Here is a 24,172-nt window from a genome sequence, read left to right as displayed (position 1 = left end):
CCGGTTTTTTTCTAATATTTCCGGGCTATTACATAGTTGACCAGCTCTTTCATGGCCGCTTTGGCATCGGAGTCAGGGTATTTGTCGAGCATCTGCAGTGCTTTTTCCTGGTATTCTTTCATCTTCTTCGTTGCGTAATCTATACCTCCCGACTGCTGAACGTAACTGATAACTTCCTGAACCTTTTCCCGATCAGTATTTTGGTTCTTAATTATATAAATTATCCTTCTTTTGGTATGATTATCAGCGTTTTGCAAAGCGTATATTAAGGGTAACGTCATTTTCTTCTCCTTGATATCGATACCGGTAGGTTTTCCTATGGCTTCGGCGCCGTAGTCGAACAGGTCGTCCATGATCTGGAAAGCAATGCCGATATTTTCACCAAATTGCCTGAAGTATTCGGCTGTTTCTTTGTTGTCCGTGGCTGAGTAAGCACCTGCTGAACAGGCCGCAGACAGCAGGGACGCGGTTTTTGCACGAATTATATCAAAATAGACATCCTCTTTTATATCAAGCTTACGTGCTTTTTCCATCTGCAGCAGTTCGCCCTCGCTCATCTCTTTTACAGCCCTGGATGTTATTTGTAAAATCTGGTAATCATCATTTTGCAGCGACAACAATAACCCTTTCGATAACAAGTAGTCGCCCACCAACACAGCTATTTTGTTCTTCCATAATGCGTTTATTGAGAAAAAATTTCTACGAATCATCGCATTATCAACCACATCATCATGTACTAAGGTAGCAGTGTGCAAAAGTTCTATGAGCGAGGCAGCTCTAAATGTACTTTCATTTATACCGGCAGCGATCTTAGCGGAGAGAAAAACAAACATAGGTCTCATTTGCTTACCTTTCCTTCTGATTATAAAGCGCATAATGCGGTCGAGTAAAGGATTGGACCCCTTTACACTCTCCGCAAACTTTCTTTCAAAAATGGTCAGTTCAGAACCAATAACCTTTTTTACAAGCTCCATTTAGATGGCATATCGTATAGCTTGCAAATGTCGCAGAAGCTTACAATTAATAAAAGTACTTTTTTGGCATAAAACTTGAATAAGCCGTAATTTAAAAGCCAAAAACAATTTTTTAATATTTTTGTTCTTTTCAAAGGTGTACTATACCTTTGGCATATATTTAATAATTTAACCAAAATTGTTTAAATAAACAAATCTGTTATGGTCAACAAAAAGTACCTATTGCTAGCTGGTCTTTGCTCTGCCTTCCTGGGGCAACCGGCGTATGCTCAAGAGAGTGGATCTTCAACGTCAGCCCAATGGTCTAGCCGCGATATGACTTATCGTGGTCAGGGTTATGATGTTCTGGATTCAAGCTACTATTCAAACGGCCGTTTGGATCAGTATCGTCGTTACATGAACCACCAGGATGCCTTCCCTCCTAAACCACGTAACATGTGGGAAGTAGGTGTAGGTGGCGGTGCTTTCAACATCAATGGCGATGTTCCATCATTGTGGTTAACCAATGGCGGTGGCTACGGCTTCCATGCACACGTACGTAAAGCATGGGGTTATGTAGTGTCTACACGTCTGCAGTATATCTACGGCATTGGTAAAGGTCTGGATCATGATCTGGCCAGCCCTCAGTATGTAGGTCTCGAGCCAGCATGGAACGGCGCTTCAAACGGTTATAGCTACACTGCAAACAATCAGTTTGTGGCGCGTAACTACCGCACAGAGATGCACAGCCTGAACTTTGACATCATGGGTTCGATCAACAATATCAACTTCCATAAAGCACGTATCAAAGCATCACTTTATGGTTATATAGGTCTTGGTTTCAGGGCTTATAAAACACGCGTTGATGCCTTGGATGCTAGCCTGACTCCTTACGGAACCGCATTCCAGGATCAAGCTGGTAATGTAGTTGATAGGGGTGAGCGCCGCGATATCTTCGACGATATCCTGGACGGTTCGTATGAAACGTCTGCATTCCCTAACGCTGATGCTGATCGTACAACTATGTTCGACGACAAGCTGGTTGGTTTTGCTCCAAGCATCGGTGCTGGTGCTCAGTTCCGCCTGAGCAAACGCATCAACCTGGCTATCGAAGACCGTTATTCATTCGGTACAGGTGACGACCTGCTGGATGGTCACCGCTGGAGCGGCCAGGCTCTGACTCCAGGTTGGGATGGTCTGAACTACCTGTCTCTGGGTCTGAACTTTAATATCGGTAACAGCCGTACACACGTTGAGCCTCTGTACTGGATGAATCCTCTGGATCATGCTTACAATGAGTTGAGCTACCCACGTCATATGATCCTGCCTGATCCGGTTCTGCCTGATTCAGATGGTGATGGTGTTACTGATCAGTTCGACAAATGCCCTGGTACTCCTGCTGGTGTTGCCGTTGATACTCACGGTTGCCCAATGGATACTGACGGTGATGGCGTTCCTGATGATCGCGATAAAGAACTGATCACTCCAACATATTGCCAACCAGTTGATGCTGATGGCGTTGGTAAATGTCCTTGTCCAGAAGGTTGTGGTACTGTATCTGCTTGCGCTAACATCGGTGCTGGTAGCATTACATTCGACAACAACTCTTCTAACATCCGTACTAGCTCTCAAGCTATGCTGGCTACCCTGGCTGCTCAAATGCAAGCTAACCCAACTTGTAAAGTAGTTATTACAGGTTCTGGTAACGCAAGCAAAGTTCAGCAACAGCGTTCTTGGGATCGCGTTAACCGCATCATCGAGTACATGAGCGAAAAACACGGTATCGATCGTAACCGCTTTATCTTCCAATACGGTCAGGCTGGCGATGCAAACTCTGTAATGTATCGTTCTGCAATGCAAGGTGAAGAAGGTCCTGCTAACGTAGCACCTCCATTCCCTAACCTGAGGAGAGATTAATATCTTCCGATAATGAAAAAAGGCCCCGCATTTTGCGGGGCTTTTTTATTGTCGTTATTTTTTTTAAAAAAAGGTACTTTCTAGAGTTGCTGCTTGTGGTATGCGATAAGACCTTCGAGTGGGGCCTTTTCGATGCTGCCAAGTTCAAATTCGTATTGATCACAAAGTGCTGAGATCACATCTTTGAACTCGAAGGATACAGAACCGGTGAAATACAAAGGTAACTTCCAGCTCTCGCGGTATTTCTGGATGTGCTGGTAAAAGAAATCACCGAGACAATCTTCTATAATATTCTCCACCATAAAATGCCCACGGTTTTGTTTTAGCAACGTTACAAAGGTAGCCAGGTAGCGGTTTGGAAACGGTTCCTTGTACAACTTGTTGACTATTACGGCTATATCATCACCAAACAAATGCTCGAAAGCTGCTCTCAGTTCAGCATCGAACGTATTGTAAGCATAGTACTGAAGTACTTTTTTACCGAGTGCATTGCCACTGCCTTCGTCGCCGGCTATGTACCCAAGCGATACCTGTCGGCTTTTTATCTTCTTTCCGTCATAATAGCAAGAGTTGCTGCCGGTGCCCAGGATAGATACTATTCCTTTTTTTTCGCCACACATAGCCCGCGCGGCAGCCATCATATCGCACTGAACGTCTATTTTCTTAATGCCGAAATATTGCCTGAGTATAAAGGTGAGTTCTTCCTTCTTAGTTTCCTGGCCTGCGCCTGCGCCATAGAAAGCTATACCGTCCAGTTGAGTTTTAGAATTCCAGCCAAGTTCTTGCTCCAATACTGACGTGATCTCTTCGTGTGTCTGCAAATATGGGTTGATGCCTGAAGTTTTGAAGTGCACAGGTTTTTTCCCGCGTTGTATAAAACACCAGTCGGTTTTTGTTGAACCGCTTTCGGCAAGGAGTAATGATGGCATGGGCAAGTATTGATATACAAATTTGCAGTTCCTGAAAACAATTTCCTAATCCTAATCGTTAATGTTCGCAAGCCTCTATTTCCTTATGGCTTAATATTTATGGATTATAATTTAATCAGTAAAATGCTGCTAACTTTGCGCTACTTTTTTGAAAAATGGACATAAAACGGTCGAGTAGGTTAAAAGTCTGGATGCCATTGCTGTTCGCTGTGATCCTTATTGCCGGCATGGTATTGGGTTTTAACCTGCGCGATACATTACGGAAGAAGCGCGATATACAAACAGTTATTGAACGCAACGATCGACTTGAGCAACTCATCGACCTGATCAGCGAAAAATATGTCGATACGGTAAATACCAACCTGCTCTACGAAGACGCGATTAGGGGCATTTTGAGTCATCTTGATCCGCATACAGTTTATATAACAGCCTCTGAGTACGATGAAGTTAACGAAGATCTGGAAGGTGGCTTCTTCGGCATAGGTGTCGAATTCTCAATTATTCGCGACACGATACAGGTAACCTCGGTAATTCCTCAGGGCCCTGCTGAGCGTGCTGGTGTTGGTCTTGGTGATCAGCTTATTAAAGTAGGAGATAGTGTTGTAGCTGGTACCGGAATTACTTCCGAACGCATTATCGGAATGCTGAAAGGTAAACAATACAGCAGGGTGTTAGTGACACTAAAAGAGCCTTCCTCCGGTGAGTTCAAGCAAGTAGCAATCAAGCGCGACATTGTTCCGCTTTACAGTGTAGACGCCAGTATCATGCTCGACAGCATAACTGGCTTTATCAAGATCAACAGGTTTGCAGCAACAACCTATGAAGAGTTTGAAAAAGCCATGAAAGGCCTGAAGGCTCACGGTATGAAGCAGCTGATCTTGGACGTACGTCAAAACCCAGGAGGATATCTTGATGCCGCAACCAATATTGCCGACGATTTTATCGATGATGAAAAACTGTTGGTTTATACCTTAGGCAAAAGCTCTCCCCGAAGAGATTATAAGGCCAACAGGCAAGGCATATTTGAAAAAGGTAAGCTGGCGATACTGGTTGATGAGAGTTCAGCCTCTGCCAGCGAGATCCTGGCTGGTGCCGTGCAGGATTGGGACAGAGGAGTAATTGTAGGCCGCCGTACATACGGAAAAGGCTTAGTGCAGGAGCAGTACGATATGGACGATGGTTCTGGCCTGAGGCTGACCGTTGCTAAATATTATACTCCTTCGGGTCGAAGCATTCAGCGTTCGTTTGCAAAAGGGAAAGAGGCATATGCAGCGGATTTCGCCCACCGTTTCGAAACGGGCGAACTCACGGGAACGGATACCACTAACGAGGGCGATACTTCAATTTACTACACTTCGTCAAAACGCCCTGTATATGGCGGTGGAGGTATCAAACCTGATATATATGTGCCTTATGATACCGCGCGACTTTCATCGGGCGTATTCAATGTTACTTTCAGCGATAATGTCAGGAATTTCGTGTGGGATTATTTTATGCACCACCGTAGCGAGCTAATGAATTATAAAACGATCGCTCAGTACCAAGCAGGGTTTGATGCAGCCGTGTTGGTAGAACGATACGTAGCTGGCTTAAATCAGCAAATGCGCAGATCCACCCAGGCTATCTTAACAAACGCTGCCAGCGCTCAGTACTTCCGGCAACATTTAAAGGCACAGCTTGCACGTATTCTGTTTCAAAACAATGGTTACTACTCCGTGCAAACAAAGAGCGATAATGTGGTACAGCGTGCTCTTGAGACGTTCTACAACCGCAAGTACTCAGCCCTTATAAACAGGTAACTGGTCCAGCCATTTAATGGCGTATACGTCACAGGCATCAGCGCAAAATGTTTGGTGCCCATTGGTCAATACCCAATAAGAACATGGAATAGTGCTATGGTACTGCAACAACTGGTTAAGTGCCTTTTCTGATATAGGCACTTCAGGGGCCTTACACTCTATCAGCATCCAGGGTTGGTGGTTCCTGTCGTGTACTACAATGTCATAACGCTTCATCATGGTGCCTACCAGTATACGTTTTTCTACAGCAATGAGGCTTAAAGGATAGTTCATTATTTCTTTCAGATATCCGAGCATGTATTGCCTGACATGTTCTTCGGGTGTCAGTACCAGCCATCTTTTTCTAACAGGGTCAAATACAAATGTCTTTCCCTTCTCCTGTTTGAATTTTAGATTAATTTCTGAAAAATTGAGGCTGATCATCAGGGGTAAAAGTAAAAACTCCGGGTTAATAACAGACAACAGCTGTTGCGGTATGTTTTTTGAACTAATTTTAATAGAGATATGAAAACCAAACAGGAAATTGTACAAAACTGGCTGCCAAGGTATACAGGACAGGATCTGGATTTGTTTGGCGGCTACATCCTGCTTTGCAATTTTAGCAATTATGTAAAGTTGTTTGCAGACATGCACCAAGTTCCCATTATTGGGCTGGACAAACCTATGCAGTGTGCGACGGCAAATGGGATCACGCTGATCAATTTTGGAATGGGTAGTGCCAGCGCTGCCACTACTATGGATCTATTGTCGGCTATTAATCCAAAGGCTGTGTTGTTCCTTGGAAAATGTGGGGGTTTAAAAAAGAAGAATAAAGTAGGAGACCTGATATTGCCCATCGCAGCCATCAGGGGCGACGGTACCAGCGGCGACTATTTTCCACCCGAGGTGCCAGCATTACCGTCTTTCGCACTGCAAAAAGCTATTTCAACTACCATCAGGGATTACGCACGAGACTACTGGACAGGCACGGTTTACACGACGAACAGACGGGTTTGGGAGCATGACGATGGATTTAAAGATTACCTGCGCCGTATACGAGCCATGGCAATCGATATGGAAACCGCTACGATATTTTCTGTCGGATTTTATAATAAGATACCTACCGGAGCTCTGCTACTGGTTTCAGATCAGCCGATGGTACCTGAAGGTGTAAAAACAGCAGAGGGCGATACCGCTGTGACCAACAAATATGTTGAGATGCATGTTCGCATTGGCATAGATTCTTTGAAACAATTGATCAACGATGGACTGACAGTTAAACACCTGAAATTCTGATGCACGAACACCCGGTTTTATCGGTGCAAGATCTAAGCATCGCATTCGGAGGCGAACAGCAGTTCATTGCTGTAAACAACTTGTCGTTTTCGCTAGGGGCCGGTAAAACGCTGGCAATAGTGGGCGAAAGCGGTTCCGGTAAGTCACTTACGGCGTTGTCATTGATGGGCTTGCAGCCGTCTAATGCAAGAGTTACAGGTAGTATCGAATTAAAAACCGAACGGTCACAGGAGTTGATTGGTGCCTCATCCGTTGAATGGCAGCGGATCCGCGGCAGGCAGATTAGTATGGTTTTCCAGGAGCCTATGAGCTCGCTGAACCCTGTGATGAAGATAGGTAAGCAGCTTACCGAAAGTATACTCGAACACCAGGCGATTTCCACGAGGGAAGCGAAGCTGCTGGCTATCGACTGGCTGAGCAGGGTAAAGTTGCCGTATCCTGAACGGATCTATCATAGATACCCACACCAGCTATCGGGCGGACAGAAACAACGTGTGATGATAGCTATGGCGATGTGCAACAGGCCCGCATTGCTAATAGCCGATGAACCGACAACTGCATTGGACGTCACGGTTCAGAAAGAAGTGGTAGAGTTGATGCAGGAACTGCAACAGCAGAGTAAGATCGCAATGATCTTCATTACGCACGACCTGGCGCTCGCTGCCCAAATAGCAGACGATGCATTGGTAATGTACAGAGGAGAAGCGGTAGAGTATGGAAAGGCCGCTGCAGTATTTCACGCGCCAGAGCATCCATACACCCAGGCGCTGGTAGCTTGTAAGCCGTCTGCTGAACATAAAGGAAGTCCGTTGCCGGTGATAGCAGACTTTATGGAAGGTAGATACAGTGAGGAAAAAGCAGCACGGACATTTCCTTCGCCTCCTATCAATGATAACAAGGACATCCTGGTAGTCAATGATCTCAAAGTATGGTTTGCCGACGAAAAGAACTGGCTGGGAAAACCTTTGCATTATTACAAGGCAGTAGACGGCGTGTCTTTTACTTTGCGGAAAGGAGAAGTGCTAGGGCTAGTTGGCGAAAGCGGTTCCGGTAAAAGCACGGTAAGCCGCAGTCTCATGGGATTATTGCCCGTGCGTGAGGGCGAAATGATCTTTGATGGCAAAGATCTAGCATCTCTTTCTACAGCTCAATGGCGCGAAGTGAGAAAGGATATCCAGATGATATTCCAGGATCCATTTGCCTCGCTTAATCCTCGCATGTCCGTTGGTGATATGCTGATAGAACCGTTAAGTGTGCACAATATTGTGCCTTCCCGAGAGCGTGTTGGCGAAGCAAAACGTCTACTTGACCTCGTACAGCTACCTGCCGACTCGTATAAACGTTATCCGCACCAGTTTTCAGGTGGCCAGCGCCAGCGATTAGGTATTGCCCGGGCACTGGCGCTAAGACCAAAACTATTGATCTGTGATGAAAGCGTTTCTGCGCTGGACGTTAGCGTACAGGCGCAGATACTAAACCTGCTTAAAGAGCTCCAGGCAGAGTTTGATCTGTCTTACCTGTTTATATCCCACGATCTGTCAGTGGTTCATTATATCAGCGACCGCGTGATAGTTATGCGCGCTGGTCAGGTTGTAGAAAGTGGCAATGTCGACCAGGTGTTGACCAATCCCCAGCATGAATACACGCAAAAGCTGGTCGCATCCATAGTTCACTAAGAAGTATAAACGGAAATTTTTGGGATTGGACATTTCTGTTGGGAAATTTCCATATGTATGGCTATATTTACCTAATCTTAACACGTTCCTATGATCTCTATACGTTCTTTCCTACTCGTGTTATTATTACACGTAGGATACTTCGGCTTTGCGCAGACTTCTGTCAATTGCCCGCCCAATATCAATTTTGAGGATGGTAACCTGAACAGCTGGCAGTTTTATACCGGCTCGTGTTGCCCGATTAGTACGCCTACGCTTTCTGGCCCTGTAGCCAACAGGCATGTGCTGACTAACGGAGCGGCTACCGATCCGTACGGTGGGTTCCCGATCGTTGCACCCGGGGGGGCATATTCTTTGAAGCTGGGAAACAACTCAACAGGGTCTCAAGCCGAACGCGCACGCTATTTTGTGCATGTGCCGACGAGTACAACCAAGTATATTCTCATATTCAATTACGCGGTGGTATTTGAGGATCCCAACCATGCGGTTAGCGAACAACCTCGCTTTGAGGTGAAGGCATACGATTCAACTACGGGTACGCCTATTTCATGTGCCAGTTTTGATTTTGTAGCTTCTTCTACCATTCCGGGTTTTAAACAGTCTGCATCCAATGTAAACGTCTACTATAAAGAGTGGACCACTGCCAGTCTTGATCTATCAAGCTACTCCGGCGGAACGGTGGCTGTGGATTTCGCTACAGGGGATTGTTCCCTGGGTGCGCACTTTGGTTATGGCTATATTGACCTCGATTGCAAACTGTTTGAAAGTTTTACCTATAAATGTAACCAGGTTGGTAGCGCAACACTCAAAGCACCTCCAGGTTTCCAGGCCTATACCTGGTATGCGCCAGGTTTTGCTTCAATTGTTGGCACCACTCAGACTATCACGGTTTCGAATGCTGCTACAAGCAGTATTTATCCGGTAGTGTTGACTCCTTATCCGGGTTATGGTTGTGCTGATACCTTGTATGCAGAAGTTAGGTCGTCTATTATTAAAAGTAATGCACCCGACACCGTGCTTTGCAATGGCACTGGTAGCATGCTGATAAATCCGAAGGTTACAGGTAATAACGGACCTTTTACTTATGAATGGTCTCCTGCCGCAGGACTTAGCTGTACCACTTGTGCTACACCTACGGCGACATTTTCAGGTAGTGTTAACTACTATCTGAAGATAACGGATACCGTGGGCTGTTATGACTATGATACCGTGAATATTAAGGTTATTCCGTTCATGGAAACGCACATCGCTGCGCCTGATACAATTTGTCAGAATACAGCCGAAGTCATCCAGACGCACACAACAGGTGGTAATAACATGCTTTGCTATTGGGATCTTGATGCCGGTGGCAGCATTACGAAGGGCAAACTCACAGACAGCATAACAGCCATTTGGGATTATCCTGGGTTGAAGAAGATAAAAGTGGTTGCAGAAGCATATGGTTGTAAGACCGAAGATTCTGATTATGTTTTTGTGCGCAATGCCCCTTTACCTTTCTTCCAGGCCTCGTCGGTTTACGCCTGTGTTGGTGATACGGTATCTCTGAATATCACTAAAGAAAATGCATTCTACTATTGGAAAGTTGATGAAAAGGATGTGACTGATACAACCTATGTAAGTCCACTTAAGCTTGCATGGAGCAGCGGCGGCGAAAAACAAATAAAACTCGGCATACAGAGTGATAGACTTTGTCCGGTTAAAGAGTTTACGCGATCGGTGTTCGTGCGGGCATATCCCGATGCCACCATCTCACTGAAGAACGATTTCTGTATAGGAGGTGTTTCGCAGCTGGCTGCTAAAGCGCATCCGGACTATATCTATGACTGGCGCCCTGTATTATACTTCCTGAACAACAGTACCAATGAAGTAGAGGCAGAGATACCCGAGCCGGGCTATGTTACACTTCGGGTTACTGATAGGTGGCTGAACAAGTGTTCGTCGATGGATAGTGTATATGCCAATCCAAAAGAATGCTGTGATGTGATGATGCCGGATGCATTCACTCCGAACTCAGATGGTCATAACGATCTGTTCAGGTTGATTACACCAGGCAAACAAAGGGTATTGTCGTTTATGGTGGCTAATCGCCGTGGACAGGTAGTTTATAAAGCCGAATCGAACGGGGCTAGCTGGGACGGAAGATATAACGGCGTTATGCAAGATGCTGGAACTTACATGTATTTTATTGAATATATGTGCGAAGACCAGGAAATAAGAAAGAAAAAAGGAAGTTTCCACCTTATCAGGTAGAAAACATCTTGATAACAAAAGAGAAGGGCGGCCATGGCTGCCCTTCTCTTTTGTTACGGGCTGGCATAGTCTTTTCTATGTAACTTATTGAATGAGAAATAGTAAGCTCATCCATTAATAACATATAAGGCGATTTCAATTTATTATTCTTTGGTTTTTGTCATGGTACATTGGTTCATATCGGTAATTAGTAAGCTGCAGGCGTTTCTAAAAATGAGATGGTCGGCAAAATGTAATGCAACACCTTGGGAAATTCTAGGGACTATCCGCTTGATCAGCAGTCGTGACCAGCAAATGCCGATAAACGTGAATCTAATTGTCCGGGAAACCGGTGTGTCGAAGACTGAGGTTAGACGTCATCTGAAACGGCTCAGCAATTCCGACTTTATTTTTTTTGAAGGCAGCGATGTCTTATTATCCTACGCTGGACGCTACTACAACAGCAGTCAATTCATATTACTGCAATAACATATTCCGGTTTGAGCAATACTGCTTTTAAATTACCTTTGCGCCCGTGATAAAGGTGCAGATAGTTAATAAATCGCCGCATGAGCTACCGGAATATCAAACAACCGGCAGCGCGGGTATGGATATCAGGGCTTGGTTACCTCAACAGGTAACGCTTCAACCTATGGAGCGCAGGCTTATTCCCACAGGACTTTACATGGCGTTGCCACATGGTTATGAGGCGCAGATCCGACCGCGAAGTGGTCTCGCCATCAAGCGAGGCCTGTCGCTTGTAAACACGCCTGGTACTATCGACAGTGACTACCGCGGCGAGATCATGGTACCGATGATCAATTTATCGCGCGAGCCCCAGGTTATAACTGATGGCGAACGCATAGCCCAAATGGTTATTGCGCGTTATGAGCATGCCTCATGGGACCTTGTTGACGGACTTGAAGAAACCGTTAGGGGAGCAGGTGGCTTTGGTAGCTCCGGTACTGTATAACCTAATTAAACAGCATTTAGAATACTTCTTAAAAGATGAACATAATTATTCCAATGGCGGGTATGGGCAAACGAATGAGGCCACATACACTTACTACAGCAAAACCATTGCTCCCAATAGCCGGTAAAGCTATCGTGCAGCGATTGGTGGAGGACATCCTGGCTACCAGCAATGAAAAAGTAGACGAGATCGCCTTCATCATTGGTCCCAGCTTTGGTCCTGATGTTGAAAAGCACTTGTTGTCTGTAGCCCAAAGTCTCGGCGCCACAGGGAAAATATGCTATCAGCACGAGCCACAGGGAACTGCACATGCTATCCTCTGCGCAGCTGACAGCCTGAAAGGCAACGTGTTTATTGCCTTTGCAGATACTCTGTTCAAAGCCACGTTTAGCATCGACACCAATAAAGATGCCATCATTTGGACACAGAAGGTACACGATCCTTCAGCTTTTGGTGTTGTAAAGCTCAACGATGTCGGAGAGATCGAAGCATTTGTAGAGAAACCAAAGGAGTTCGTCTCAGACCTGGCCATCATCGGCGTATACTATTTTAAAGATGGTGAGAACCTGAAAAAAGAGCTGCAACGTCTTATTGATGAGGACATCAAGCTGAAAGGTGAATACCAGATTACAGACGCAATGGACCACATGCTGAAAAAAGGCATGAAGTTCTATACTGATCAGGTTGAAGAATGGCTTGACTGTGGCAACAAAGACGCTACAGTTTATACCAACCGTCGTATACTCGACATTAAGAAAGACAGCGAGCAATTGATAGCAGCCTCTGCCAGGCTGGAAAATTCTGTGATCATAGCACCGTGCTACATTGGTGAAAACGTGGTGATTAAAAATTCGGTAGTGGGACCTTATGTTTCTCTCGAAAAAGGAGCAGTTGTTGAAGACTCAAGAATAACCGACAGCATAGTAGGGCAGGAGAGTATTGTTAAAAATATGCAGCTGCAAAATTCTATGTTGGGGAAAAGCGTAAATTACAGTGAAAAGCCCCGTGAACTAAGTCTGGGCGACTTTTCAACTCAAATATGATCGGATTTCGCCACTGGAGACAGGTTTGTCTTTTTGCAATAATTAATCTACTGGTCGCGGGTAATCTTTCTGCCCAGGAACCGGGTGAAACACCCTCGGTTGCCGGGTTGAAAGGCGTTGAAGCAGACGCGCTCTATTTTGATGCGGTAAAAGCACGCATCAAAGGCGATAACGCAGAAGCTGAACGACTGCTGGAACAGGTGATCAAAATAAAGCCTGATGCAGCCGGGGCATATTACGACCTGGCACGTTTAAACCTGCCCGCCCGTCCGGATAAAGCAGTTGATAACATAAGGCGAGCACTTGCACTGGAGCAAGACAATAAATGGTACAGGGCTCAGTATGCTGAGATACTTGCATTCAAAAACGAGTATACCCAGTCGGCTGAGATATACGACAAACTTGCTGCTGAAGAGAAATTTAATGAGGATTATCTCCTGAAATCATCGTTGTTGCATCAGCGTGCCGGCGATTATAAAAAGTCACTGGCTGCCATTGACAAGCTGATAGAAAAAACCGACCGCGATGAAGAGATGATGATGCAGAAATATCAGCTGTATCTGAAAATGAACGATGTGGAAGGCGCTGCTAAAGTGGTGCAGGAGCTTATTGACATGAATCCTTCAGAAGGTAAGTTTTACTCATTGCTGGCCGATATTTATGACAACAATAAACAACCGGAAAAGGCCACTGAGGTTCTGAAGAAAGGGGAGCAGTTGTTCCCCGACGATCCCGCGGTACAGTTGGGCATTGCCGATCATTACAAGAAGAAAAATGATACGGCAAACTACAAGATTTACGTGCGCAAGGCGCTTTTAAATAAGGCGTTCGATGCAGAAACACAGCTCGTTTTATTGGTCAACTACATGCAGGAGATCGGCAACGATGCTGCACAACGCAAAGAAGCGCTTGATATAGCTAAACACATAGCCGATAACTACAAAGACAAACCCGAAGTATTAGGTGTTTATGGAGATCTGTTGTCTATGAATAATGAGCGCGAAAAAGCGCAGGAGCAGTATAAACGATCGCTGGCTATCGATCCTTCACGTTTTCCCGTTTGGCGAAATTTCCTCTTTAACTACTCAGAACGTAAATACGCTGACTCGCTTATCGTGTATAGCGAAAAAGCATTGAAGTTGTTTCCTAACCAGGCAGTGCTGCATATGCTGAACGGCATTGGTTACACTAATAAGAAAGACTACACAAAAGCAGTAACGTCTTTCAACAGGGCTGCTGATATGCAGCCTGAAGAAGACAAGCAGCAACTGGCGGAGATTTACATGTACCTGGGCGATGCTTATAACAGCGCCCGGCAGTATTCAGAATCAGATAGCGCGTTTGAAACTGCGTTGAAATTGGTGCCCGAAAATCCGACCGTGCTTAATAACTATGCATACTATTTGTCAGTAAGAGGTCAGCGCTTAGATGCTGCCGAGAAGATGTCGAAAAAATCCCTCGAACTGTCGCCGGAGCAGGCAACATTCATGGATACTTATGGATGGATACTGTATAAACAAGGTAAATTTGGCCCCGCAAAGGAATATTTGCAAAAAGCTATAGACGCGGATCCGCAAAATGCCGACGGTACCCTTTTTGATCACTTGGGAGATGTTGAATTTAAGATTGGCAACCAGGAAAAAGCCCTCGACCTATGGAAAAAAGCAAAGGAAAAGGGAAGCGAAAATGAACAGCTCAATAAAAAAATACAAGACCGGAAGATATATGAGTAAGTCCACGTTGTGGATGTTATTGCCAATACTAGCGTTGTTCGCATCGTGTAAGGTGGGAAAGCAGCCGGTGCGCAGGCAGGTAAAGATCATCGATTCCTCAAAAATGAAGCGCTATGGCCTGGTTACCGTTGATACGCCGGGTGCAAAGCCTGCAGTAAAGCCGGAGGTTGTGATTAAGAGTCCTACCCCAGAGTCTGGTGTATCCACAGAAAAACAAACGCTTATTAATACACTTAGTCCACTTTGGCAAAAATCAACTTCGTTTAGCACTTTTAGTGGCAAGGCAAAGATGCACTATGCCGGTACCGGCCAAAAGCAGGAGTTTACAGCCAACATTCGTATACAAAAGGATAAGATCATCTGGGTAAACGTGACGGCGCTGGGTGGTATAGTGAACGTAGCCCGTGTGTACATTACGCCCGACAGCATTTTCCTGATCAATTACTTGCAGCGCGAAGCCTACAAGATGCACATTAGCCAGGCTAATAAGCTGTTGCCCGCGCCGGTCAACTTCCGCATCATGCAAAACCTGATATTGGGCGACGCGCTCACCCAGGCCGGCCAGCCGCTGGACGCAAGCGATTTTGGAGGTACTCTGAGTATCGAGACTGAAGATGGTGGTATCAGGCAATTACTGAGTTATAATAAGACGGATAGCACCATGCGCTCGCTACAGATGCGTACCAGGGATAATCAGACTGAAGGCATGATCCAGTATGGTAACTACGACATGGTATCAGGCCACAGATTTGCCACCAGCAGGGCAATTAACCTGAGCAACAATGGTGAACCATATTACCTGGACATGAATTTCAATACAGCGGAATTTGACCTCCCTACCGATTTCCCGTTTACCATCCCCAAAAACTACACGCTCAAATAGAAGTTAAGGGAGTCATAATAATGGCTTTTGTTGTGTAGTTTGCCTGCCAGTGCTTTACATTTGAGCGCGGGATTAATTTCTTTGCTTTATTTTGTTGACATAAAACATACTCTTGGATGAAGGTTGTGATATTTGCCGGCGGTCGCGGAACCCGTATTTCCGAAGAAACGTCGCTGAAACCTAAGCCTATGATAGAGATAGGCGGTAAACCTATTCTTTGGCATATCATGAAGATCTATGCCGCTTACGGCCACACTGAGTTTATTATTTGCCTGGGTTATAAGGGATGGATCATCAAAGAATACTTCGCTAACTATTTTCTGCATAATACAGATATTACTGTCGACCTGTCGAATAACTCGTTGCAGGTGCATAACAATTTTGCCGAGCCGTTCAAGGTATCGCTGATCGATACCGGTTTGGATACCATGACTGCCGGCAGGCTGAAACGTGTATTGCCTTATGTTGGTAACGAACCATTCATGCTTACCTATGGTGATGGCGTTTGTAACGTGAATCTGGACGAACTGGTTAGATACCATAAAGCCAGCGGCAAGATATGTACGATGACCGCCATCCAGGCAACGAGCCGTTTTGGTGTCATTAAGATGGAGGATGATGGTACAATCGAAAGTTTTGAAGAAAAACCAGCTGATTCAGGTACCTGGATCAACGGTGGTTTCTTTGTATTAGAGCCTGAGATCGCTAAATACCTCGATGGTAACATGGAAGATATGATGTGGGAGCGTAAGCCAATGGACGATTTGGCGCGCGATCGCCAGATCAACGCATACAAACACCACGACTTCTGGAAGTGTATGGATACCCTGCGCGATAAAGAAGAACTGGAACATCTTTGGGAAACCCAACCACTTTGGAAGAAATGGTAAACGAACAATACCTACGGTCAATATTTGCTAACAAGCGTGTTTTTGTAACAGGTCATACAGGATTTAAAGGTGCCTGGCTGATACAGATACTGCATTGGCTGGGAGCAGATGTAAAAGGCTACTCGCTGGCGCCTGAAAAGACAAACGATCTCTACAACCAAATTGATGGAGATGAGCTTTGTTATAACTCCATTATTGGCGACCTGCGTGATCTGCACCTGTTGCAAGGCGAGCTGGTACGTTTTGAACCTGATTTTGTTTTCCATTTGGCAGCCCAGTCGCTGGTACGCCGTAGCTATGATCAACCTGTAGATACCTTTATGGTAAATACACAGGGCACGGTACATGTACTGGAAGCTATCCGTTCACTACCTAAACCTTGTGTTGCGCTGATGATCACTACCGATAAGGTGTATGAGAATCCGGAGCGTGGACTAGCATTTAAAGAGGATGATAAGCTTGGTGGTTATGATCCTTATGCTGCCAGCAAAGCTGCGGCAGAGATCGTGATCGATTCTTACCGCCGTTCGTTCTTCCATCCCGACAACTACAATGAACATCGTAAAGCCATCGCATCAGTACGCGCAGGCAATGTAATAGGTGGTGGCGACTATTCAGACGATCGCATTATACCAGACATAGTTCGTGCGCTGGAGTTTGATGAATCGGTTGGTGTGCGCAATCCCAACTCTATTCGTCCCTGGCAGCATGTTCTCGAGCCATTAGGCGCTTATTTGCTATTGGCGGCCCGCATGACGGAGCAACCTGTGGAATTGAGCACTGCGTTCAATTTCGGTCCCAATGAGAGTGATATGCTAAGGGTGGAAGAACTCGTTAAGATATTCCTGACTCGTTTCGGTAAGGGTACATACAAAATGGCAATGAATGTAAAGGCCCCGCACGAGGCTAAGTTGCTTCTTCTGGATAGCAGCAAAGCGCATGATTCGCTGGGCTGGCAACCTAAGCTGGATGCCCAAACGGCTATCGAATGGACCGCCAATTGGTATGCCAGCAGAGAGGATGCAAACACAAAATGTCTTCAGCAAATAAAACAATATTTCACGGAGGGATAAACTTATGTGGCATTTTCACCCACTTGAATTACATGGAGCTTACGTGATCGACATGCCTGCTTTTGGCGACGATCGCGGTACATTCATTAAGACCTTTCATAAAAGTGCGCTATTGCATAAAGGTTTAGAGTTCAAACTGCGCGAAAGCTATTTTTCGTTGTCGAAAAAAGACGTGATTCGCGGCATGCATTTCCAATTGCCTCCGCATCATCACTCGAAGATCGTTTTCTGTCCCCAGGGTGCTATCCTTGACGTGATTGTCGATCTGCGTAAAGGCTCACCTACATACGGTCGTTACCACGCCGAAGAATTATCGGCCGCTAATAACAAAGCCTATTATATACCCGAGGGCTTTGCGCATGGCTTCAAAGCACTGACTGATGATGCGATCACCTACTATCTTGTTTCTTCGGAATACAGTCAGGAACATGATACAGGGATACGTCACGATAGCATTGGTTTTGACTGGGGCGTCGCTAACCCTGTTATCTCGCGCAGAGACCAGTCCTTTGTGACACTGCAGGAGTTTCAAACACCATTCAATATCTAACTCAAAATAAAAAGGCAAGCTATACGGCTTGCCTTTCTTCTTATATAAGTAAACTTATTGTATTACTATCCTGCCTCTGTGCAATAAGCTGCCTGTGTTTGCATCGGCAATCATAACTACATACATGCCCGGGGTGTTGTTGGCAAGTGTCAGCTGTGCCATGCCGTCCGATAGTTGTAGTGCACTGTTCTGCATCAGCCTCCCCGACAGGTCATAGATGGCTATTGCTGCAGGTTGTGTCGCTGTTGTAAAGATGTTCAGTGTACCATTACCCACCCCTATGCGGAATTCGTTTTCGTCAATTGTCTCAATGCCAGTAGCTGCATCTCCTTTGTGTGCAAACTGGGCTGGCCATTTGTAAGGCATTGTAGTGTATTTGAACCATTGGTATCCGCCAATGTTTATGTGTGCTTTCCAGCTTCCTGATGTGCTGTTATAAGCGCTGATGTATTGGCTGAATACCGCGGTCTCTGCATTGTTGGCCAGCCATGGGCCAAGAAAGCTTTGTTCTGACGAGAACAGCGGTATGATCTGTACAGTTTTGTCCGTGCTTCCAAAATCTTCCAGTCGGCCTTGTGTATAACTGAAGGTGTTTGCAGGATTGTTTACATACGCATGTACAAACACTCTGTCAACATGGGGTATAATTCCCACAGCCTGCATGGAGTCAGGCCAGCCAATATAGGTTTCCGTAACACAGCCATCAGTTTGTGCCAGTGCATGTATCTTCTGTAGCTCACTTATGTAAAAAGTATAGGCTCCCTGCACTGTGCAAGGAAGATTATTAGGTGTCAAATAATTGTTGCATATATAGCTAGCCATTGCAGGGCTGGTATTCCAAAATTCAAACTCCAGGTTATACACGTCTATCCTTTCGGTACTGAAATTGTGCAACTGGTTATAGGCGTGAATGATAGTGTTGAAGAACCAGAAGTTTTCGCCAACGGCAGCCACTTGTTGTATGCCGTACTTGGTCTTTGCCAGCTTGATAAAATTGGCCAGCACTTTTGAGCCAGCAACAGATGTTAGGTTGTTTTGTTGATGGATAGGGTAGAGATCGTAAAGAGACAATGTGGTGTAATTGTTCTTCTGCGCGTAGTTCAGTAAACTATCTGTTGACTTTTTGTTCTTAATGATCTTCGCCAGGTTATCGACATATAACCCTTTGTAGGATTGAGCGTTCGTTGCAAATTGAGTGATCATTGCCAGCACTATAAGTAAATGTTTTCCCATACGGCACCAGGTTTTGTGTTAACAACCGATTAACAAGATAACGATAAATATGTTGAATAGCAATAAGTTGCGTATGGCTTTTCGTGAAATAACCTGGTCAGGATCATCCCTACGAGTGGTTTTTAGCTGGCACTCAAATTGTATTAGCTTTGCCGCAATTCTAATTCCTTATGAAACTCAACAAGGTTCTTGAAACTCTCGGTATTGGCCAGCTGAGCCAGGGTGCATCTACAGGCACCAAATGGCTTAAGACAGGCGATACAAAAATCGATTCATACACTCCGGTAGATGGCAGCCTGATGGCATCTGTAAAGAGCGCATCAGCTAAAGAATACGACCAGGTAGTAGCCCAAGCGCAGGCAGCTTTCGAAGAATGGCGCATGTGGCCTGCTCCGCGCCGTGGTGAGATAGTGCGTCAGGTGGGAGAAGCTCTGCGCAAGTTCAAAGATCCGCTGGGCAGACTGGTGTCTTATGAAATGGGCAAGAGCCTGCAGGAAGGCTGGGGTGAAGTACAGGAGATGATAGACATTGCAGACTTTGCTGTTGGCCTGTCGCGCCAACTTTATGGTCTTACCATGCACAGCGAACGCCCTATGCACCGCATGTATGAGCAGTGGCATCCGCTGGGTGTGGTTGGTATCATCAGCGCATTCAACTTCCCTGTGGCAGTATGGAGCTGGAATAGCTTCCTTGCCTGGGTGTGTGGTAATACCTGCGTTTGGAAGCCATCAGAAAAAACGCCGCTCACAGCAATAGCTTGTCAAAATATCATTGCCGAAGTTTTCAAGGCTAATAAAGTACCTGAAGGCGTTTGCGGGCTGGTGATCGGTGGTCGTGAAGTAGGTGAGCTGATGAGCACCGATGCACGCGTTCCTCTGGTATCAGCTACAGGTTCTACCCGTATGGGTAAAGCTGTTGGTGCCGCCGTAGGTGCAAGGCTTGGTCGTTCTTTGCTCGAATTAGGAGGTAACAACTCAATCATCATTACAGAGCAGGCAGATCTGAACATCGCTCTGCGCGCCTGCTTGTTTGGTGCCGTAGGTACTGCAGGACAACGTTGCACTACTACGCGCCGTCTCATCATTCACGAGAAAGTGTACGATACCTTCAAGAAAAAGCTCGTGGCTGCTTACAAGCAACTGAGCATAGGTAATCCGCTGGATGAGCGCAATCACGTTGGCCCGCTGATCGATCAAGATGCTGTTGGAAACTATCTCCATGCACTGGGTGAGATCAAAAAGCAGGGTGGTAAAGCCGTTGTGGTAGGTGGTGTACTGGAAGGTAAAGATTATAAAGGTGGCTGTTATGTAAAACCTTGCATTTACGAGGTGACGAATAACCTGCCTATTGTGCAGCACGAGACCTTCGCGCCCATATTGTACATCATGAAGTATAAAACACTTGATGAAGCGATCGCTATGCAGAATGATGTGCCTCAGGGCTTGTCGTCATCTATCATGACGCTGAATATGCGTGAGGCAGAGCAATTCCTCTCTCACAAAGGGAGCGACTGCGGTATCGCTAACGTAAACATCGGTACCAGTGGTGCGGAAATAGGTGGCGCATTTGGAGGTGAGAAAGAAACAGGTGGTGGTCGTGAAAGCGGTTCTGATAGCTGGAAAGCTTACATGCGCCGTCAAACCAATACCATCAACTGGAGCGACCAGTTGCCGCTGGCACAGGGTATTAAATTCCATGTATAATGACGTTAAATACTATACTATTAGAAGCGGGCATTGCCCGCTTTTTTTATTAGTTTATAATACCAAACGGCATCTATCTCCGTAACATGTCATATGATATTGTATTGACTTATTTGTGACAATGAGATTTAGGAATGCTCCAATTTGGTATCAGATTTGTGCTTTATGTTTCTAGTGTAACAACCACCCTATGAAAAAGCTATTCCTTATCCTTATTTTATCAACTCTTTTGTTTCCGGCAAAGGCTCAGTTGTCTTTAGATAGCTTCTACCGGAAAGGTGCGACCTGGTGCGAATATTCGTGGCATGGCACCGGCTTTGGCAACATTATTTACTTTCAGGCAGTTCTGTATACTGGAAACGATACGCTGATCAATGGTTTAAACTACCATTCGCTATGGTGTGATAACGGTTACGTTGTGAATCCAAAACTCATTGGTGGTTTGAGAGTGGATACCTCCAAAGTTTATTTTCATAAACTCGATACATTGGATGGTCCTGGTTTTGCTCACTTTCACAAAAGTATATGGGACATGCTGCCATGGCATACCGATACATTGTTGTATGATTTCAATTTGCAGATAGGAGACAGCCTGGAATGGAAAAGTGGTGCTAATAAAAAAGTTATTGAAATTGATTCCGTACAGGCAACCAATGGGGTATTCGTAAAAAGGTTTTATTTCGGCAAGGATACATCCTATCCAGAATACTGGCTTAGAGGCCCCGGAAGCAACCTAGGGTTATATATGCCAGGTATAATGTATCCTGTCAGAAACATATCCTATCACTACGATGATATGGTCGTCTTTAATCCCAATCCCAATAATTATGCTTATGTCTGCTTCCCCACAGCTATTCAACAAATAAATAGTACCAGGGATGAACTGGTTTTGTATCCCAATCCAATGGCTGGTGACGAGTTGCAGGTAAAAAGTCCGGCTGACATAGCATTGTTAAGCATAACAGATATCAGCGGCAGAATAAAGTATAGCGGGAAGAAACTTTCCCGTGGTAACCACAGCCTCCATGTTTTTCTTGAACCGGGCATTTACTTTATAAATATCCAGTTTGAAGACGGAACTAAAACAAACAGAAAACTGGTGAAGCAATAACAAAAGCTATTCGCCATTGCCGGCTATAGCTAAATAATATGACATCGCTATTTTGATCTCACCATAAGTATAATCGTCGGGGAGCAGGTCTTTGAGCGGCTTGGTTGCACGTGTTTCGCCTGTCTGGCGGATGAGTGCAACGATCTTATCCAGCTTCTCTCGTTTAACAATATCTGTAGCCTGCAGTTCTCCCGATTCAACAAATACTGCCAGGTGCCCTTCTATGGTAGATAGAGACAACCTCCGTTGAGTGGCGATATCGGCCATGTCATAACCTTCTTTAAACATTTGCAGCGATGCACGTTGTGTATTGTTCGCTATAGGTTTTTCTGGCCTTTCTCTTTTCTCGCGACGCTCGCGTTTGGGATTTTTTAAGTGGATCTTGCTTTCCAGATTGTTTCCCTTTGCAAAAGCCAATACCGGTTTCAGCAGGCTTCCACCGTATTTACTTACTTTATAATCACCAAAGCCGGATATGCGGCGCAACTCTTCAAAGGTTTGCGGAAGGAAGGTTGCCATCTCTACCAGTGTACTATCCGATACAATGATGTAGGCTGGTACGTTCTCCTGCTCGGCAATATCCTGGCGTATCGCTTTCAGTTCTTTCAATAGCTGTGGTGAGTATTCAGGTGCAGCAGTAACGGTTGTTTCTTCCTGTGGCTTCTTCAATACAAGCGTCACTTGCTGTTCTCCTTTCAATATCCGCCTGCTGGCCTCGTTTAGTCTAAGGGTAGGATAGATGCCGTCAGTTTGATCCAACAGTCGTTGTTGTATTAGCTGCCGTGCTACCGTCTGCCATTCTTCTTTCTTCAGGTCTTTGCCTATGCCGTAGGTTTTAATGCTTTTGTGCTCCTCAACGATCTTTGCGCTTTGAGAGCCGCGAAGAAAATCTATCAGGTAATCGGCGCCAAAGCGTTCACCTGTCCGTACAACGGCTGAAAGGAACTTTTGTGCTTCGATCGTAGCATCGCGTTGCTCAAGATTGCTCAGGCAGTAGTCACAGCTGCCGCAATAGGCCGGCGCTTTTTCGCCGAAGTAATTTAATATGTATTGACGCCTGCAGCTTTCGCTCTCGGCAAACTCTTTCATTTGGAAGAGTTTCTTTTTCATCACCGCCGTCTGCTGTGGGTTCTCGTCGATCTCTATGAAACGAAGCAGCTTCATCACATCGCCTGAAGAGTAGAGTAGGATAGCGTCGCTATGCAATCCATCGCGTCCCGCGCGGCCGGTCTCCTGGTAATAACCTTCCATGTTCTTAGGAACGTCGTAATGAAATACAAACCGCACGTTCGATTTATCGATACCCATACCGAAGGCTATGGTTGCTACGATGATCTTTTTCTCATCGCGTTGAAAGGCTTCCTGCACGCGGCTACGTTCTTCGCTGCTCATTCCTGCGTGGTAGTGTGCCGCAGCATAGCCCATGCTTTTTAAGCTGGCTGAAATATCTTCTGTGCTCTTTCTAGAGAGTGCATAGATGATGCCGCTGTCGTCTTTATGTTTGTCGAGATACCTTGCTATCTGTTCCAGCGCACGACGCTTCGGCTGTATGTAATAGTTGATATTCGCCCTGTTGAAGCTCGATATGAAAACTTCCGGACGATGCAGCCCTAGTTTTTCAACGATATCCTGCTGCGTAATTGTATCAGCACTTGCAGTAAGTGCAATAACAGGTGTAGCAGGAAAATGCCTTTTAAGAGCAGCCAGCTGTAGGTATTCCGGCCGGAAATCATGTCCCCATGCCGAGATACAGTGCGCTTCATCAATGGCAAACAGCGAGCAGTTAAGCGACGATAGAAAGCTGCTTAGTTGCTGTTGGTTGTTGAATAGTCTTTCCGGTGCAAAATAGAGCAGTTTGATTTCACCCCGTTTTGCTTGTGCAATAATGCGGTTTTGTTCGTCGGTGGTTTGCGTGGAGTTGAGGTAGGCTGCCCTGATGCCATTGGCTACTAGCGTATCAACCTGGTCTTTCATCAAGGCAATAAGCGGAGAGATCACAACAGTAAGCCCATCCAGCAACATTGCAGGTAGCTGGTAGCAAATAGACTTACCACCGCCCGTAGGCATAATGGCCATCACATCCTCTCCGCTCAACACAGTCTCAATAATAGGCTGTTGGTTGAGCCTGAAATTGTCGTAACCGAAAAAATGTTTGAGTGCCTGCTTTAACCGTGCGCTGTCTACCTTCCCCATGACATGGTG

Annotated in this window: 19 protein-coding genes; 14 read left to right on the top strand and 5 right to left on the bottom strand. The window is 45.6% G+C overall.

Translation table 11 applies throughout. The annotated features are described in order from the left end of the window. Nucleotides 1–11: 11 nt before the first annotated feature. The gene (locus tag P2W83_RS01855; RefSeq protein WP_276131978.1) at nucleotides 12–974 is read right to left on the bottom strand and encodes a polyprenyl synthetase family protein; all 963 of its coding nucleotides are present in this window, start codon (nucleotides 972–974) and stop codon (nucleotides 12–14) included. 201 nt (nucleotides 975–1,175) lie between these two features. On the opposite strand from P2W83_RS01855, the gene P2W83_RS01850 reads away from it, so the two are divergent. Then, nucleotides 1,176–2,870, top strand: a complete 1,695-nt coding sequence (locus P2W83_RS01850) for an OmpA family protein (RefSeq protein ID WP_276131977.1) — start codon at nucleotides 1,176–1,178, stop codon at nucleotides 2,868–2,870. An 80-nt stretch (nucleotides 2,871–2,950) separates the two neighbouring features. On the opposite strand, the gene P2W83_RS01845 is transcribed toward P2W83_RS01850, so the two are convergent. Beyond that, the gene (locus tag P2W83_RS01845; protein WP_276131976.1) at nucleotides 2,951–3,799 is read right to left on the bottom strand and encodes an N-acetylglucosamine kinase; all 849 of its coding nucleotides are present in this window, start codon (nucleotides 3,797–3,799) and stop codon (nucleotides 2,951–2,953) included. A gap of 191 nt (nucleotides 3,800–3,990) precedes the next feature. On the opposite strand from P2W83_RS01845, the gene P2W83_RS01840 reads away from it, so the two are divergent. Further along, the gene (locus P2W83_RS01840; RefSeq protein WP_276131975.1) at nucleotides 3,991–5,598 is read left to right on the top strand and encodes a S41 family peptidase; all 1,608 of its coding nucleotides are present in this window, start codon (nucleotides 3,991–3,993) and stop codon (nucleotides 5,596–5,598) included. On the opposite strand, the gene P2W83_RS01835 is transcribed toward P2W83_RS01840, so the two are convergent. After that, the gene (locus tag P2W83_RS01835; protein WP_276131974.1) at nucleotides 5,578–6,021 is read right to left on the bottom strand and encodes a type I restriction enzyme HsdR N-terminal domain-containing protein; all 444 of its coding nucleotides are present in this window, start codon (nucleotides 6,019–6,021) and stop codon (nucleotides 5,578–5,580) included. The two genes, P2W83_RS01840 and P2W83_RS01835, sit on opposite strands and share 21 nt — an antisense overlap. 81 nt (nucleotides 6,022–6,102) lie before the next feature. On the opposite strand from P2W83_RS01835, the gene P2W83_RS01830 reads away from it, so the two are divergent. From P2W83_RS01830 to rfbC, 10 genes are all read left to right on the top strand, one after another. Then, nucleotides 6,103–6,873 carry an AMP nucleosidase gene (locus tag P2W83_RS01830; protein WP_276131973.1) on the top strand — a complete coding sequence of 257 codons (771 nt, stop codon included), beginning with the start codon at nucleotides 6,103–6,105 and terminating at the stop codon, nucleotides 6,871–6,873. Continuing rightward, the gene (locus P2W83_RS01825; RefSeq protein WP_276131972.1) at nucleotides 6,873–8,549 is read left to right on the top strand and encodes an ABC transporter ATP-binding protein; all 1,677 of its coding nucleotides are present in this window, start codon (nucleotides 6,873–6,875) and stop codon (nucleotides 8,547–8,549) included. The genes P2W83_RS01830 and P2W83_RS01825 overlap by 1 nt, the downstream gene beginning before the upstream one ends. A 90-nt stretch (nucleotides 8,550–8,639) precedes the next feature. Beyond that, complete coding sequence (locus P2W83_RS01820; protein ID WP_276131971.1) at nucleotides 8,640–10,799, top strand: T9SS type B sorting domain-containing protein; 2,160 nt, start codon at nucleotides 8,640–8,642, stop codon at nucleotides 10,797–10,799. A 514-nt stretch (nucleotides 10,800–11,313) separates the two neighbouring features. Next, nucleotides 11,314–11,751: a dUTP diphosphatase gene (gene dut, locus P2W83_RS01815; RefSeq protein WP_276131970.1), complete on the top strand. Its 438-nt coding sequence runs from the start codon at nucleotides 11,314–11,316 to the stop codon at nucleotides 11,749–11,751. A 35-nt stretch (nucleotides 11,752–11,786) separates the two neighbouring features. Then, nucleotides 11,787–12,794 (top strand): sugar nucleotidyltransferase, encoded by a 1,008-nt coding sequence (locus P2W83_RS01810; RefSeq protein ID WP_276131969.1) that lies wholly within the window; start codon nucleotides 11,787–11,789, stop codon nucleotides 12,792–12,794. Further along, on the top strand, nucleotides 12,791–14,527 hold the full coding sequence (locus P2W83_RS01805; protein ID WP_276131968.1) for a tetratricopeptide repeat protein: 1,737 nt from the start codon (nucleotides 12,791–12,793) through the stop codon (nucleotides 14,525–14,527). The genes P2W83_RS01810 and P2W83_RS01805 overlap by 4 nt, the downstream gene beginning before the upstream one ends. Continuing rightward, nucleotides 14,520–15,410: a lipoprotein insertase outer membrane protein LolB1 gene (gene lolB1, locus P2W83_RS01800; RefSeq protein ID WP_276131967.1), complete on the top strand. Its 891-nt coding sequence runs from the start codon at nucleotides 14,520–14,522 to the stop codon at nucleotides 15,408–15,410. The genes P2W83_RS01805 and lolB1 overlap by 8 nt, the downstream gene beginning before the upstream one ends. A 116-nt stretch (nucleotides 15,411–15,526) precedes the next feature. Continuing rightward, complete coding sequence (rfbF, locus tag P2W83_RS01795) at nucleotides 15,527–16,300, top strand: glucose-1-phosphate cytidylyltransferase (protein ID WP_276131966.1); 774 nt, start codon at nucleotides 15,527–15,529, stop codon at nucleotides 16,298–16,300. Beyond that, complete coding sequence (gene rfbG, locus P2W83_RS01790; protein WP_276133701.1) at nucleotides 16,294–17,373, top strand: CDP-glucose 4,6-dehydratase; 1,080 nt, start codon at nucleotides 16,294–16,296, stop codon at nucleotides 17,371–17,373. Before rfbF ends, rfbG begins: the two co-directional genes overlap by 7 nt. A gap of 4 nt (nucleotides 17,374–17,377) precedes the next feature. Then, the gene (gene rfbC / locus P2W83_RS01785; RefSeq protein WP_276131965.1) at nucleotides 17,378–17,923 is read left to right on the top strand and encodes a dTDP-4-dehydrorhamnose 3,5-epimerase; all 546 of its coding nucleotides are present in this window, start codon (nucleotides 17,378–17,380) and stop codon (nucleotides 17,921–17,923) included. Nucleotides 17,924–17,977: 54 nt separating this feature from the next. Here rfbC and P2W83_RS01780 read toward each other — a convergent pair whose 3' ends face one another. Beyond that, entirely contained in the window at nucleotides 17,978–19,156 is a 1,179-nt protein-coding gene (locus tag P2W83_RS01780) for a T9SS type A sorting domain-containing protein (RefSeq protein WP_276131964.1), read from the bottom strand. 170 nt (nucleotides 19,157–19,326) lie between these two features. Between P2W83_RS01780 and amaB the strand changes: the two genes are divergently transcribed. Beyond that, the gene (gene amaB / locus P2W83_RS01775) at nucleotides 19,327–20,859 is read left to right on the top strand and encodes an L-piperidine-6-carboxylate dehydrogenase (RefSeq protein ID WP_276131963.1); all 1,533 of its coding nucleotides are present in this window, start codon (nucleotides 19,327–19,329) and stop codon (nucleotides 20,857–20,859) included. A gap of 190 nt (nucleotides 20,860–21,049) precedes the next feature. Continuing rightward, nucleotides 21,050–21,970: a T9SS type A sorting domain-containing protein gene (locus P2W83_RS01770; protein ID WP_276131962.1), complete on the top strand. Its 921-nt coding sequence runs from the start codon at nucleotides 21,050–21,052 to the stop codon at nucleotides 21,968–21,970. A gap of 6 nt (nucleotides 21,971–21,976) precedes the next feature. Here the strand turns inward: P2W83_RS01770 and recQ are convergent, their stop codons facing one another. Next, complete coding sequence (gene recQ / locus P2W83_RS01765; RefSeq protein WP_276131961.1) at nucleotides 21,977–24,163, bottom strand: DNA helicase RecQ; 2,187 nt, start codon at nucleotides 24,161–24,163, stop codon at nucleotides 21,977–21,979. Between the last annotated feature and the right edge of the window lie 9 nt (nucleotides 24,164–24,172).

The organism is Polluticoccus soli, from assembly GCF_029269745.1.
GTDB classification, from domain to species: Bacteria; Bacteroidota; Bacteroidia; order Chitinophagales; family Chitinophagaceae; genus Polluticoccus; species Polluticoccus soli.
This window is presented reverse-complemented; position numbering and strand designations above follow the sequence as displayed.